Genomic DNA, 13,554 nt, shown 5'->3' on the forward strand with positions numbered 1-13,554 from the left:
TGGGCACAGCGACATCCTTCCCACCCGCCCCGCAGGGCAAGCCAGTTCAGATGTCACCCGATCGTGCACCAGACCCGAATGCTGGACCCAAGACCTCACCAAGACAGAACAGCCGACCCTTCGCGGCTCCTTCGACGCCCACTCGGCCGGACAGGCAGACCGCTGGATAGCGATCGCACTCCGCACCATCACGCCAGCACTGGACCCCAGAGCCTCCGACGAAGCCTGGGAATGGCTGTACGAGGGCCGCATCGAGACGAGAAGAGCTCTCCTGTGTTCGGAGCCCTGCACGGTCACGATCAACCAGGGCGGCGCACGCATCACTTGGACGGCACGACCGGCGCTCTTCCTACCCCTGGCGCACCGGCGAAGCCTTGAACTCCCGTCCTGCGCGAACGACTTCAAGCCCTTCCCCAGTTCTTGATTTACATCTTCCTCTCGGGCTCCCGCGCCCGGCCCCGCCGCGGCCGCCCCCCGCCTCTGCGGCGCGGCCTGCCTCCTGTCTTCGCCCCGGCTGGCCGCGCCCGGCGGCGCGCTGCGTGCAGGCGGGCGGAAGCGAGAACGGTCATCCGCGGGCCAGAGACATGCCTCCGGCGGGGGCGCTCAGACTCCGGGATGGATGGGGCGCCGTTCGCGAGTGCCGGCGGATTCGTGGCTAGCGTTGTGAGCTCCCATCCCGACCACCTTCGACCCAGGCAGAGCCGAGCAGTCGCGGCCCAGGGCGTCAAGGTCGTTCGTACAGTGGCGCGCTCCACCTTGACGCCCTGAACCACGCCCGCTCCACGGTGTGTGGGTCGAAGGCGGACGGGATGGGAGCTGGGGCGAGTGGTGGGTTGAAGCCCATGACACAGCGAGGCTCAGGGATGCAGATCAGGCCGTTGACTCGCCCATTCAGACTCCACCGACCTGTGAGGTATACCTCAAGCCATCCGGGCGGCAAGCTCATCAAGGCTCAGGAAGTACCGAGCGTGGGTGCGCAGCAAGTCAGCACGGCTCTTGGCGCTTAGCACAACTACTTCAACGTTCGCATGATCGCGATACTGCTTCTCAACCTCGAAGCGGGCAGCCATAGCGTCTCGCCTGTTCGCATACTGCCGCTCAGACAGCAGGCGACCAGCTGAGCGGTCGTACACGACGAGAACGTTAGTCATGAAGTCACGCTACCAAGATCGCGACGTTCTGAGACAGGTGTCATGCCGCTCATGTCTTCCCGAAGATCAGCCAGGTCTGCCCGAACCGAGTCCCACAGAGCCTGTACCTCGTCAACATCCTGATGCTCCCCGAAGGCTTCAACCTCCTCCAAGGCGTTAATCAAGTCGCTCAACGCGACTGCGCTTTCCGCCATGGCCACGTGAAGCCGGTATGAGGCGTCGTAGATCTGACGGGAGAGGGCCGCGTGCTCCGGCGTCTGATCATCGGCCATGTCCTTGACCGTCTCCCACCAGTGCGCGGGGGGCTCTCCGTAGCGGATACCTCGGCCAATCAGGTCCGCCAGCTTCTCGAACATGTCAGCCCACTCGTGCTGCCACTGCGTTCTTACCTGGATCTCGACCGGGATGCTGTCTGGATACACGATCACATGCACGGCCCGGTATCCCTGGCTTGGTTGCGAGCGACGATCCATGATCTTCGGCTCGCGCTCAGCCGACATGAAAGCCTCGGTGATCAAGTGGACGGCCTCATCCTGGACCGCCCTGTCGCCATCAAGGACAATCCGCATCCCTGCCAGGTCCTGAATGCTCTTAAGCCACGAGCCACCATGCCGGGCTAGCTTCTCCAAGATCGTTCCAGTGTTCTTGACGCGACTCGTGGGATCAAAGCCCAGGTCACGTACAAGCTCCAAGGCAGACGCCAGGGTGTCGTCATACGCGATGAGTAGTTGGCTGAGCGCCGCCAGATCCTCGTCACTCGGTTCATCTGCCCTGACCAGGCGCTCACCGAGACGAGTGATCTGCGACTTACTGAAGGGCAGTGCCATGCTGCACGTTCTAGCACCTACTCAAGGCCCACGGTGGACAATTCTCTGGGCAAGCTTGGGCGGCATCAGTGAGTTTCTTCGAGTTGGCCGCCGATCAGGTGACGGTCCACGAAGCGCAACGAGCGAGGCCCCCGAGCTGTTGATTGAGATGTCTGACGTCTCAACCACGCTGCTCGGGGCGCCGCACTCGACCTGCCCCATGCGCTCGTGGAGTGGGTCACCATGCTCGTTGTCACCCGTGAGGGCGACCGGCGCTGCAAGCTCTGCCCGTCCGAGCGCGATGGTGGCACTGGTGTACCTGCGCGAACATACGACTTTGGCGAAGATCGCTGCCGGGTTCGGGATCAGCGAGTCCACCGCCCACGCCTACACCAGCGCGGTCGTCCGCCTGTTCGCCGAACGCGCCCCGGGCTTGCTGAAGGTCTTGCGCGAGGCCGATGCGGACTTCGTCCTGCTGGACAGCACCCTCACCGAGTGCGACCGGGTCGGCGACGGACGGGCCGACTACTCCCACAAGCACCGCCGGCACGGAGTGAACGTGCAGGTGGTCACCGATCCGGACGGCCGGCTGCTGTGGCTCTCACCCGCCTTGCCGGGCCGGACTCACGACCTGACCGCGGCCCGCACCCACCGGATCATCCGCATCTGCGAGCGTCAGGGCGTCCCCATCCTGGCCGATCTCGCCTACCAGGGCGGCGGCCCCTGGGTGACCACAGGCATCAAACGCAGGCCCCTGCAGGAACTCACCCCCACCGAGAAGACCCTCAACCGGGCCCTGGCTGCGGCACGGGCACCGGTCGAACGCGGCGTCGCACGCCTGAAGTCCTGGCGCATCTTCCGCAGATTCCGATGCAGCCCAAACCGCATGACGTCAATCGCCAAAGCCATCCTCACCCTGGAGCAGCAACGCTGAAGAAGCTCACTGATGGTTATGCAGACGTACCGGGACAGCCGCGCCAAGGCTGCCGACGCAGCGGAGGCGATCCGGGCGGCCCTGGTATCGCTCGGGATTCCGGAAAGTGTCTGGGGAACCATCCGGCCTGTGGTGGCCCACAAAGGCAGCTCGTACGTGCATCTGGGCGTCGTCCGCGCGGACGCAGCCAAAAAGATGGCGGAGGCCATGCGCCCGGACTGACGCGTTCCAGTGACCACCCGTTCGGCTGACCTGGCACGCCACACAGGGCCCACTCGCTTAGCGTAATAAGTGGTAACTCTGCGTATTGCAGAGCATCACTGCAAGGGAGGTGGCCTATGCGACGAATGCCCCGGCAATCTTCGCGAATACGCACTACCCGCCAAGCCACGCTGATGACCATCAGTAGTTTGGCGGTTGCTGGTTCCCTCGTCTTCGCGCCTGGCACTGTGGCCTTCGCTCAGACCGTGGGGCCAACGCCCACGGAAGAGACACCGACACACGAGACGTCGACTCCCGCAGAGGAGACGACTCCCACAGAGGAGACGCCAACACACGAGACGTCGACTCCCACAGAGGAGACACCGACACGCGAGACGTCGACTCCCACGGAGGAGACGCCAACACGCGAGACGTCGACTCCCACGGAGGAGACGCCAACACACGAGACGTCGACTCCCACGGAGGAGACGCCAACACACGAGACGTCGACTCCCACGGAGGAGACGCCAACACACGAGACGTCTGCGCCGCTCCCCAGTACGTCGTCCTCCCCGGCGGCTTCGGTGCGGCCCTCACAGTCATCCGCGCCCGTGGAGCACCCAGAGGTTCACACGGGACCGACGCCGCCACTGACCTGTAAGAAGGTCACGATCGTCTACGTAGGCGGGTTCATAGGTTCCCTGGACTCCACTAGGGGGGCCTGGGCGACGGATCCTCTCAAGGACAAGCTGAAAAGCGCCGGGCTTGAGGTCACTGTCGACAACTCAGTGCGGTACCCCGTGATGTCCGGTCAGCTTCCGAACGAAAAGGGAACTGACCAGGGCAGGGACGCGGTCGTGAAGAAGCTCAACGAGCTGTCCGAGGATGGCTGTCTTGCGCTCGTCGGATATTCGGCAGGCGACGTCGCCATCAAAAAGGCGCTCAGTGACCCCCATCTCAAGCCTGCGGTCGCCTCTCGGATCCGAGCAGTGGAGCTGTTCGGCGACCCGGTGAATCTGGTGGGCGTCCTGCCGGGAGTGGTGCCGCACCCGATACCACAAGGGTTCACTGGTCGGACTATCATGAAGTGCAACAAGGGGGACATTCTCTGTGATCCCGGAGAGAGGTCAAACCTCTCTTTCACGCGTATCGCAAAGGGACTCCTCCCGCACGCCGCCCAAGTGTACGGAGGTCTTCCCCTGATCGGCGGCCCGGCGGCCGATGCGGCCACGGCGGCGTCCTGTCTCGTCGCGACGGGTAAGCCGTGCACCACCGTGGCGGTGGCGGCGGGGGACACTCTGTCCGGCCTGGCCAAGAAGATCTTCGACGACGCTGCCAAGTGGCGGATGATCTACGACGAGAGCCGGTCGATGATCGAGAAGGCTGCGCGCGACCACGGATTTGTGTCGAGCGACAGCGGACACTGGATCTTCCCGGGCACCAATCTCAAGCTCCCTGCTCCCTAGGCCCGTCGGAAGCGAAGGCGTGATGCGCTCACGCAAGACCGTCCCTCCGGGCGTGGGTATCAGCTCGGAGGGACGGCCCCGTTTTCGCGGCCTTTCAGCGTCACTTGTACGAGTAGGCGCCCCGTCGAAAACGTTGGCCGCCCTGCACTACGGCCGCACCAGATCGAGCGGGAACAGCGGGCAGTCACGGTGCTAGCGACGGGCCAGTGCGGCGGTGAACCGGCTGTTCGCTCAAGGCAGCGCCCAAGGAGCCCTCGATCACCGCCGTTCTCAAGGTGTTGCCCGGCAGCGAGCCGGGTGGCGGCGCGTGCCACGGCCGTGCCACATCGGACGGTTAATCACGGTCAATGACGGTTCGCCGCAGTCCAAATGCGCCGTTGAGCTGGGGACTCCTCGAACCCGGAATGGCCTGCGCATCCTCGCTTCTCCGCACAGCCGCCCTTACAAGGCGGCCCTCGACACAGTCATGCTCTAGCCATGGATGAGTTCAGATTGCCCGCAGGTTCTGGAGTGCCGGCGGCGGAGGCAGTTCGACAGAGCTGGACAGCAACCGTCGCGGCGCTGCCTGAGGGTGCCCGCATCAGAGGAGAGGTCATCGGCCGTCAGCGGTTCGGTGTCTTCATCCGGATTCATGGGATGCCCGATGCCGTGGGGCTGGCCGAGGTCGGCGGCATGCCGCATGATCTGGAGCTGCCCGCCATGGGCGCCGCGGTGTCAGGCGTGGTCATCTGGCATGCAGATCACAACCACCAAGTGAAGATCAAGTTGGATGAGTGGGACCGGCCTGAGTGATCGCGCTAGGTCGTCCTTGGGCCGTGCGAGGGGCGCTCGGCGACAACCAGTGACGGATCAGCTACGAGCAGGGGCGGCGAACGGCAGGTCGCAGCCGCTCGATGAGACACGGAAGAGACGGAGAGTGAGTCCGTGGCGGGGGAGGAAGCAGCAGCCCGTGTCGTGGCACAGTTCGCTGACCATGTGCACTGGGTCTGGGAGTGGCCGGACAAACCGACCTGGCGGGACCGGCTCCGCCGATGGGTGTCGCCCGAGTCCTACCGCTTCGAGCCGTCCGCCCCGCCGGCGAAACCCTGGGTCGACCGGCCCGCCGGGCACTATGAGCGGACAGGCTGGCGTATCCGAGCGGCCTACTACAGATCCGATCTGGCTTTCGAGGTCGAGTACGTAGTGTGCGATCAATGCCGGATCGGCTGGGTGGAATCGCCCTATACCTACGAGGGCTACAAGCGCTGCGGCCTGGCCTCAGCCGCTCTCCGGTCTCTGCGCCGCGCGTATCCCGGGCTCCAGTGGCACACGGGAGGCGGGCACTTCAGGGAGTCCGAGCCCTTCTGGGATTCCGTCAGCGTGGACGTACCCGGGGGCTATGCCCGACAGGAAAGGTGTCATCACGTGGAACCGGGGCGAGCACGGTAGGCGTGTGCACGACCTCACGCCAGGGGTAGAAGGAGCCCCTGATGAAGCAGTTCGGTGACACGGGCGCACCACAAGCGCACCACAACGAGCGGGGAACAGCGGGGAGTCACGGTGAATGCAAGCGTCGCTTACAAGACCACAGTCCAGCCGTTCGCCCAGGTCGGCCAGGTCGGCCACCGAATCAGCCTCAAATGCACGCAGCTGGTCAAGCTGATGGCGCTGGCGATGCAACTCCCGACCGGCCGTCGTGACTTCCCTGGTCGACAGCACCGGCAACGTGGCTGAGGCCGGCGGGGGTGCAGCGAGGCATACGCGCGCCTGGTCGGTCGACGCACTCGCCATCGTGGCTGACTTTCGTCGACTGAGGTTCAGACATCGCGTGCAGTCGGTGTTGGATGCCAGCCGGCCGACGTCGGCTGGGCAGACCAGTGCCGGACTCGGGCGAGGATCGCCGCTTGGAAGGACGAGCAGCGGCCCGTCATAAAAGAGGGCGGCGGGCCTGGGCGCCTGGCTCTGCTTCGAGGGCGAAGCGGGCCAGTGCCTGAGGCCGCCCAAAGGCTGAACCTGGGGGCGCCGAGGCCACACACCCGTCGTGCGGGTCACTGCCGCGGGCACCAATCGCGTCCCATGGCAGCGCTGATCTGCACCAAGTCCGGCCGCCGGCCCCGGCTGATCTACCGCATCCACCTCGCCCGCGGCCCCGCCAAAGGCCAGCGCAAAGGCTTCACCGAGACCGACTACGCCCGACTGCTCGACGCCGCACACCAGCAGCTCGGCGGACCGATCGTCCTGGTCTGAGCTATTTTGAACAAGTACACAGCCGCACTATGCGCCAGCTGATCGAGCCCGGTTATGGCTGACCACCTACCAGCTTCCGCCGTACGCAACCGAGTTAATCCGATCGAGGGTGTGTAGGAGCATCTGAAGAGGTCGCTGGCCAACCTCACCAAACACAGCCTCGACCAACTCACCGCGCCAAGACCGGCCTCGGCTTCCAACCACCGGAACCTCAGTCATTGAAGATCTCTAGAGGCCCCTCTCAATTGCAGCTGCAAGAGCGCGAAGGCGCTTTGCTGCCGGTCGCGCATCCCCAATCCGATAGGTTGCGTAACGCGGATCTGGTACGTCCTCGATACTTCGCACAATGTCCAGGTCAAGGCGATCAAACAGCCTGAACATCTCAAGTAGCTCATCAATATTTGGCGCCAATTGCGAAGCGCGCTCAATCAGTGAAATGTCACGAGCCGAAACCGCCTCTTCCGTTCCTGACTCAACTTTCAGTCGAGAAATCACGAGAGTCAAGATATCAAGCTCCCGCTGTCGCGCGTCGATTAGGCCGGCTAGCCTTGACAGCCCATCCGGCACCTCGAACAGAATTCCGATATCCACTGGCCTCAGGCCAAGTGCCTCGGATGAGCTGACGACTTGACCCAACTCTTCAGCGGTGATGAGTGCCCATTGCTTCTTCTGGGCCATATTCTTGAGTGTGTCGCCACTAAAGGCAGGACCAATGATTGCAACGTATTCCGCGGAGCGCTTTTCCTTATGCGTGTCAATGGCCACGTCGCTCACGTTGTTGTGTGAGACTCGACCAGATGACGTCGACTTTCCGTCCACAATTGCAGTCCGCAATGATCCGTTATTATCGAACCATTGCACCACGATGTCAGTGTCGCCAGGACCACTAATTCGCTGCGCACGGAAGCCCATGTGCCTGAACGCTTTCTCGATGCACCCTTCAAACGCCGCGCCTGGCGTTCCCCCTTCGGCGGACGGGTCGACGGAAGCGCGCTTTAGTGACTCCACAATGCGGGAGACTTCATCCGGTTCAGTTAGCACCTGTGGTGTCAATGCGGACGCTGACTCATGCTCTGTAGCGACCTTCGGAATGCGTGGTTCATCGAGGGGAAGTGTCTCGATAAGGAGCAGCCCAGTCGCTGTGGCCTGTACTGATGACCAAGATGTCTCGACGAGTAGGCCCGACTCAACCATGAAAGCCGTAAGCCAACGCACCTTGTCCTTGTTCAAACCATACTTAATTCCTTCTTGATATACATCATTCCGCGAAACGTTAACCTTCGCTGCACGAATCAGTTCGCCGACGAATTTCATATTCGCATGAAGGATTCGAATGAAATCAATATCCGAGCCTGAGTGCAGCCATGCCTTGGCTGCTGGAGTCGCGGAGAATACTCCGCGACGAACTTCTTGTAGAAGTCCAGCAGCCCGCATAAATGGCAGCATGGAGTCAACACTGCTGCGCTTCAGGCCGAACCGATCTGCAATGAATCTCAGCAGTGCATCCTTTTCAATTTGATCCGCTGCTGCCGCAATACACGTTCGCATATTTTCAATTTTGTTAGGGTCCTCCTTTGGGCTTGGAACCCAAATATTGTAGGTATTCCTAGCCTCTTGGGCACCTTGAGTTGTGGCTAGCTGTTCGAGAAGGGTGGCAATCTCCTCTGGAGCTTCAGGAATGTCAATAACTTCCCCTGAGTCGTGAATTTCCAGGGCCGAAGGCGTCACGATTTCCCAGGTGGCAAAGAGCGTACGACCATTAGGAGTCGCGCTTTGCTTCCGCCCTCCGAGCCATTCGACCATTCCCAGGACCTCAAGCCACGTCATCCGAAGGCGTGTATTGTTCACGGATTTCCAGTCGAGATTATACGACTCGACCAATTCGGCATTAGCCTCTTCGACCGTCAGTGGCTCGCGTACGAGGAGTCCGAGCACCTCTGCGAATAGTCGGATTCGATCAGCCATCAAAGAGGCGAGACGTGAGCGCGACTCGTCTGATAGAAACTCGGAACCATCGGCGGTCAGCCGGAGGACTCCCTTTCGATTCTGGACCAATCCCATCTGACGCAGCACATACGAATATTGCCGCCAGGTCCTTGACGATTCTACGCTCGATAGGGTCGGACGCGCGTCGAAATCAAGAGCTTCACCATTGCCAATCATCCGAACGAGTTCAAGAGTGAGCGGGAACATTTCATCTTTCCCGCACAAGAGGTTCGGCACAGATGACGCCTGCTGCATCCATTTGTTTCGCTGGATTGTCGGAGCGGCCATACCCGAGGTGGCGAACTGGCGACTGTCGGCTGCGTTGAGGTGGTCCGGATTCATCATCTTTTCCCTGCCCCATCCCTTCTGGCTCCAGATTTACTGAACCCCTCATATTACTTCCTGCCGCACCACCCCATTAAAGATCTCTAGCACAGCACGACGGGGAGGGGAGCCCGATTGGTGTTCGGGCTCCCCTGCCGAAGAGAGGGGCGTCAGCGGCAGGCGTCGTCGGGCGGACGCTTCTTCAGGTGCCGTGTGGTCCGTTCACCGCCAGCAGGTGACCGCGGCTGATCGCGACGCGGAGGACGGCTCGCAGGGGCCCGGTCAGTTCCTTCGCCAGCAGTCGCCCTTGGTCTGGGTCCGTGTCCTGGTCGTCGAGCGTTTCGGAGGCTCGCTCCAGTAGCCGGGCCTCCGTGCCGAGTTGGACCGCTTCGATGGTGGCGGGGCTCTACGGAGCAGCCGGCCCCCAGCGAGTCTCCTTCGACCTCGAACCTGCCGAAGTGAGATGGCGGCTCCGGCGCCAGGGGGCGGATGTGGAGATCGCCATCTACCGGTTCCCGGACATGTCGACGAGCTGGGACACCCCCGATGCTGAGGGCACCCGCTGCTGGAACTCCACACAGCCACGTGCCGTGCTGAGCCATGCGGTAGTGGAGGCCGCCGAGACAGTGTTGCGGCTACACGGCGAAGCCGGATACCGGAAGAAGTGGATCGAGCACTCCTTCCCTGTCGCAGCTCTGGACGGCCTCCGACAGCTCCACCGGCGGAACGACGAATGCCGCCACGAGAACTGCCAGGTCAGCACTGATTCCTGACATCAACGAGTGACATCAACGAGGCCGGACGACGGCACACAACGGCAACCCCGCACGACCGTCGAACCAGCCATTGGCGGCCCCAGGGACAGGTGTAGATCGAACTCCTAAAGCGGGTGTCGCAGGTTCGAATCCTGCCGGGGGCACCAAGGAGAAGGCCACCTACGGATCTCCGTAGGTGGCGTTTGACCAGCCGCCGTGACCATCGAGTCGGTGAAGTCGGCGGAGGGGATCTGATGGTGCGGCTGTACGAGTCCCCGGGGCGGCCGGGCGCGGGCCACCTCGGTCCGGGGTTCCCGGTGGGCCGTGCCGAGGTGTCAGACCTGCTGGAACGGCGGCGGCACGAGAGGGACTTGGCCTTCGGGCTACGACCGTTCCAGATCCTCACGCGGAGCCTGCGCCCGGAGTGACTACTTGCGTCCCACGCCCTTGTCGCCGATGTGGAAGATCCTGTGGCTGTCGCGGGCCATGTCGACGACAAGCTTGGTGGTGGTGTTGCCCCAGGTAAGGGTGACGACGGCCTCCGTGTAAGTGCGGGTGGTGCCGTTGTCGGTGACCTTCCAGGCGAGCGGGACGTTCTGGGCGCGCAGGACGCCGTCGGCGTGCTCCCTCTTCTCCCAGGCCGCCAACTCCTTCTGGAAGGCGGGGGTGAGGTAGTGGCTGCGCAGGGCCTGTCCGAGGTGGCCGCGGTCCTCGCCGAGCACCGCGTCGCTGTAGGCGCCGTAGAAGTCGGCGATGCGGGTGATGTTGTCGGACGGCTTGCCGCTGACGCTGCGCGGGGCGCCGGCGGATGCCTGGGCGGTGGCGCCGAGGCCGAGAGCGACGGCGAGGACGCCGGCGGTCAGAACGGTGCGGGTCTTGCTGCTCATGTGTGTTCCCTGCTTTTCGAGTCGTGACGAATCGCGCCGAATGGCGCTGTCGGTGGGCGATGGGCAGCCCTCCCCACCCCCGTGGCGGAGGGCGGCCCCGGTCATGCGGTCAGTGGAGCTTGTTCACGGCCGTGGCGGTCCTGCCGTCCCAGCCGACGGAGAGCAGACGGAGGCAGACGGAGAACAGTCGGATGTCGGAGGCGCCCCAGGAGATCACCGTGTGCAGGCTGTGGACTTGGGTGCTCTCCTCGACAGACAGCGTGCTGTAGTCCTTCGGCGGTGGCCTCGGTCTCCGGGTCTGCCTTCTCGACGGATGCCGCACAGGACTTGATGTTCTTGGTCAGCCGCGAGCCGAGCCGTCGTCGCCCGGCTTCATGCTCAGGCAGCGGTCCTGTTCCACCGCCTCCGGTACGCCCGCGGCGACCTTGCCGGTCGTTCAGGAGGAGCTGGGGTGCGGCGGGAGGTCGGTCGCCGCGAGGAAGCCGGGCGCCTTGGCCGAGTCGTTCGCCGGTGTGGCGAGCGTCGCGCCGAGGGCGAGGCCCGTGACGGTGGGCGCGAGGCCCGTGACGGTGAGTGTGAGGAGCGTGCCTGCTCGGGTGCGCTTGGGCATGGGTGTCCCCCGTGGATGAGTGGATGGGTGTCGTCTGTCGACCGCCGCCGGGTGGTCGGTCCGGCCCTGGTCGGTGCGACACCAAGAGCATCGGCCGTCACGGCGGCCCGGCGCAACGCCGGACGCCCGTCCGGCGACGGTGGAACCATCCCAGCCCATCTGACGTGCAGGTATATGGACCGCCTGGGATACGGGGATACGTGGGAAGACGGGGGAACGGTGTCGACCGGGGACGACGTCGAGCAGTTCGCGGCGCTGCTGCGCCGGCTGAAGGACCGCACGGACCGGAGCTACGGCTCCCTGGCCCGGCGCCTCAACATGAACACCTCCACGCTGCACCGCTACTGCGCGGGCGAGGCGGTCCCGCAGGACTACGCCCCGGTGGAGCGCCTGGCCGCCTTCTGCGGAGCGACACCAGAGGAACGCCTCGAACTGCACCGCCAGTGGCTGCTCGCGGTGACGGCACGACAGCGGTCGAGGACGGGCGAGAGGGCGGCAGAGTCGGCAACGGCCGAGGAGGCAACGGAGCCGACGAACGCCAAGGGGGTGCCGGAGCCGGCAGGTGGCCGGCGGGCTTCGGGTCCGGACAGCCGGACGGCGCTGCGCGCGGGCGGCAGCGCGGACGACATCGGTGGTGACGGGGACGGCACGAGCGGTGCACCACGGCGACTCGACGCGAGCGCATCCGACACGGGCGCATCCGACGCCGGGCTGCCCGCTTCCGACGCTCCCGGATCAGGCAGTCCCGAGCCGACGGTCCGGTGGGATGCCACCCGCTCGACCGGACGGCCCTGGTACCGCCGTGGCCACACCGCGGTCGGCGCCGCCACGGCGACCGTGCTGCTGGTGGCGCTGGGCACTCTGTCGGCGCTGTCGGCCGACCGGTCTCACGACAACTCGGCAAAGGCCACCGGTCGGTCCCGTACGACAGGAACCGGTACGTCACACCACCCCTCGGCCACTGCGACCAGCCCCTCCCCCAGCCCTGCGTCGGCCTCGCCGTCCGCAGGAGCATGGGCTACGGGGAGTCCCGAGGCAAAGGGCGGACCGTCGGCGGGCGCGAAGAGCGCCGCCCCCGCGCCGACCGGTGTGCCCCTCGCCTGGACCGTCGACTCTCAGATCTGGGACGGAGGTTGCGGGTACGACTACGTCATCGACAAGGAGCCGACCCAGGTGCCCCCGCCGCCGGTGGAGCAGGACGCCGGAGTGTGGGCGGCGACGCAGGGGGCGGTGCCGGGGCGGCAGACGATGGTGCAGATATCGGTGCAGGGGAAGTCGTCCACGGCCGTGGTCCTGGAGGCCCTCCGGGTCCGTATCGTCAGCCGCGGCACCCCGGTCACCGGCAACGCGTACGCCATGGGCCAGGGATGCGGCGGCGGCCTGACGCCCCGTGACTTCTCCGTGAACCTGGACATCAACCGCCCGATCCCCCACGCGCGCGCCGTGCAGTTCCCCTACCGCGTCTCCGCCGAGGATCCGGAGGTGCTGCTGGTCACCGCGACGACCGAGACCTACGACTGCAAGTGGTACCTGGAACTCGACTGGTCCTCCCAGGGCCGCACCGGCACGGTCCGCATCGACGACCACGGCCGCCCGTTCCGCACCAGCAGCATCAAGGGCCTGTCCCACTACTGGTACGGCACGAACGGACACGGTGTGCGTCAGTGGGTGCCCACCGACTCTTGACGTACGCCACACGGCCAGCGAGGCCAGTGCAGAAAGGAAGGCTTCACCTTGCCGGGGGTGGATCGAACTCCTGAAGTGGGTGTCGCAGGTTCGAATCCTGCCGGGGCACAACGCATTACGCTGCTGACGTGGGATTTCTCCCCCAAGGAGGTGCTCTATTCGGCCTCGGACTCCTCCTACGGGGCCGTTTGCGTGAGCGGGCGGGGAGTTGATCTCCCCAATGGCGCCCAACGAATCAGCGCCATCCGGCACGGACTCCGGGCCGGGCACCTCGTCACCGACGCGCCTCGGCTCCGACTCGGCCGCGGCGTTCTCAGAGGCGACGTCGGCATGCGGTATAAGCCGGGCAGCGGCCTCGGCGATCGCCCGATCCGCCTCGGGCAGCAGACGCGTACCGAACGGGACAAGGTCCCCGCCGCGCCGTATCCTCGTCGGCGGTACCGCTGCGGCTGCCGCACTGGGTCAGTGGTGCGCTGGCCTGTTCCGGTCCCCTGGCGACGAGGCCACCGTGCCGGTTCCTCA

13 protein-coding genes and 2 pseudogenes are annotated in these 13,554 nt (G+C 64.7%); 10 read left to right on the plus strand and 5 right to left on the minus strand.

All coding sequences use genetic code 11. From position 1 onward, the window contains the following. Positions 1 to 76 precede the first annotated feature (76 nt). A pseudogene (locus tag KVT44_RS59345) lies at positions 77 to 424 on the plus strand (hypothetical protein); the annotation flags it as partial. A gap of 496 nt (positions 425 to 920) precedes the next feature. Here KVT44_RS59345 and KVT44_RS50605 read toward each other — a convergent pair. Beyond that, positions 921 to 1,151, minus strand: coding sequence for a hypothetical protein (locus KVT44_RS50605; RefSeq protein WP_217575369.1), 231 nt, complete (start codon positions 1,149 to 1,151; stop codon positions 921 to 923). Further along, entirely contained in the window at positions 1,148 to 1,978 is an 831-nt protein-coding gene (locus KVT44_RS50610; RefSeq protein ID WP_217575371.1) for a hypothetical protein, read from the minus strand. The genes KVT44_RS50605 and KVT44_RS50610 overlap by 4 nt, the downstream gene beginning before the upstream one ends. Before the next feature lie 222 nt (positions 1,979 to 2,200). Between KVT44_RS50610 and KVT44_RS50615 the strand changes: the two are divergent. The 6 genes and pseudogenes from KVT44_RS50615 to KVT44_RS50640 all read left to right on the plus strand — a co-directional run bounded on the left by KVT44_RS50615 (position 2,201) and on the right by KVT44_RS50640 (position 6,784). Next, positions 2,201 to 2,891: pseudogene (locus tag KVT44_RS50615) on the plus strand (transposase family protein). Positions 2,892 to 2,903: 12 nt separating this feature from the next. Beyond that, positions 2,904 to 3,113, plus strand: coding sequence for a hypothetical protein (locus KVT44_RS50620; RefSeq protein WP_217575373.1), 210 nt, complete (start codon positions 2,904 to 2,906; stop codon positions 3,111 to 3,113). Between the two features lie 173 nt (positions 3,114 to 3,286). Next, a complete protein-coding gene (locus tag KVT44_RS50625; protein WP_217575375.1) occupies positions 3,287 to 4,558 on the plus strand; it encodes a cutinase family protein in 1,272 nt (423 codons plus the stop codon). Between the two features lie 477 nt (positions 4,559 to 5,035). Further along, a complete protein-coding gene (locus KVT44_RS50630) occupies positions 5,036 to 5,350 on the plus strand; it encodes a hypothetical protein (protein WP_217575377.1) in 315 nt (104 codons plus the stop codon). A 747-nt stretch (positions 5,351 to 6,097) separates the two neighbouring features. Beyond that, the gene (locus KVT44_RS50635; protein WP_217575379.1) at positions 6,098 to 6,271 is read left to right on the plus strand and encodes a hypothetical protein; all 174 of its coding nucleotides are present in this window, start codon (positions 6,098 to 6,100) and stop codon (positions 6,269 to 6,271) included. A 342-nt stretch (positions 6,272 to 6,613) separates the two neighbouring features. Beyond that, positions 6,614 to 6,784: a transposase gene (locus KVT44_RS50640; RefSeq protein WP_217575381.1), complete on the plus strand. Its 171-nt coding sequence runs from the start codon at positions 6,614 to 6,616 to the stop codon at positions 6,782 to 6,784. Between the two features lie 228 nt (positions 6,785 to 7,012). Here KVT44_RS50640 and KVT44_RS50645 read toward each other — a convergent pair whose 3' ends face one another. Continuing rightward, positions 7,013 to 9,115, minus strand: coding sequence for a restriction endonuclease (locus KVT44_RS50645; protein ID WP_217575383.1), 2,103 nt, complete (start codon positions 9,113 to 9,115; stop codon positions 7,013 to 7,015). Between the two features lie 437 nt (positions 9,116 to 9,552). Here KVT44_RS50645 and KVT44_RS50650 point away from each other — a divergent pair, with 437 nt between their 5' ends. Together KVT44_RS50650 and KVT44_RS50655 are read left to right on the plus strand one after the other, a co-directional pair. After that, positions 9,553 to 9,867, plus strand: a complete 315-nt coding sequence (locus KVT44_RS50650) for a hypothetical protein (protein WP_217575385.1) — start codon at positions 9,553 to 9,555, stop codon at positions 9,865 to 9,867. Between the two features lie 185 nt (positions 9,868 to 10,052). Further along, complete coding sequence (locus tag KVT44_RS50655) at positions 10,053 to 10,277, plus strand: glycosyl hydrolase-related protein (protein WP_254651009.1); 225 nt, start codon at positions 10,053 to 10,055, stop codon at positions 10,275 to 10,277. Here KVT44_RS50655 and KVT44_RS50660 read toward each other — a convergent pair whose 3' ends face one another. Both KVT44_RS50660 and KVT44_RS50665 read right to left on the minus strand, forming a co-directional pair. Continuing rightward, entirely contained in the window at positions 10,278 to 10,736 is a 459-nt protein-coding gene (locus KVT44_RS50660) for a hypothetical protein (RefSeq protein WP_217575387.1), read from the minus strand. A gap of 436 nt (positions 10,737 to 11,172) precedes the next feature. Beyond that, a complete protein-coding gene (locus KVT44_RS50665) occupies positions 11,173 to 11,346 on the minus strand; it encodes a hypothetical protein (RefSeq protein ID WP_217575389.1) in 174 nt (57 codons plus the stop codon). 174 nt (positions 11,347 to 11,520) lie between these two features. On the opposite strand from KVT44_RS50665, the gene KVT44_RS50670 reads away from it, so the two are divergent. Beyond that, positions 11,521 to 13,032 (plus strand): helix-turn-helix transcriptional regulator, encoded by a 1,512-nt coding sequence (locus KVT44_RS50670; RefSeq protein ID WP_254651010.1) that lies wholly within the window; start codon positions 11,521 to 11,523, stop codon positions 13,030 to 13,032. The last annotated feature ends 522 nt before the right edge of the window (positions 13,033 to 13,554 follow it).

Origin of the sequence: Streptomyces sp. GbtcB7 (genome assembly GCF_019091445.1) — a bacterium.
GTDB classification, from domain to species: Bacteria; Actinomycetota; Actinomycetes; order Streptomycetales; family Streptomycetaceae; genus Streptomyces; species Streptomyces mirabilis.

Bases quoted from the DNA above. Each gene is read 5' to 3' on its own strand.
- KVT44_RS50625 (WP_217575375.1), top strand. From the start codon at position 3,287: ATGACCATCAGTAGTTTGGCGGTTGCTGGTTCCCTCGTCTTCGCGCCT.
- KVT44_RS50605 (WP_217575369.1), bottom strand. From the start codon at position 1,151: ATGACTAACGTTCTCGTCGTGTACGACCGCTCAGCTGGTCGCCTGCTG.
- KVT44_RS50665 (WP_217575389.1), bottom strand. From the start codon at position 11,346: ATGCCCAAGCGCACCCGAGCAGGCACGCTCCTCACACTCACCGTCACG.
- KVT44_RS50660 (WP_217575387.1), bottom strand. From the start codon at position 10,736: ATGAGCAGCAAGACCCGCACCGTTCTGACCGCCGGCGTCCTCGCCGTC.
- KVT44_RS50610 (WP_217575371.1), bottom strand. From the start codon at position 1,978: ATGGCACTGCCCTTCAGTAAGTCGCAGATCACTCGTCTCGGTGAGCGC.
- KVT44_RS50630 (WP_217575377.1), top strand. From the start codon at position 5,036: ATGGATGAGTTCAGATTGCCCGCAGGTTCTGGAGTGCCGGCGGCGGAG.
- KVT44_RS50620 (WP_217575373.1), top strand. From the start codon at position 2,904: ATGGTTATGCAGACGTACCGGGACAGCCGCGCCAAGGCTGCCGACGCA.
- KVT44_RS50645 (WP_217575383.1), bottom strand. From the start codon at position 9,115: ATGATGAATCCGGACCACCTCAACGCAGCCGACAGTCGCCAGTTCGCC.
- KVT44_RS50670 (WP_254651010.1), top strand. From the start codon at position 11,521: ATGGACCGCCTGGGATACGGGGATACGTGGGAAGACGGGGGAACGGTG.
- KVT44_RS50640 (WP_217575381.1), top strand. From the start codon at position 6,614: ATGGCAGCGCTGATCTGCACCAAGTCCGGCCGCCGGCCCCGGCTGATC.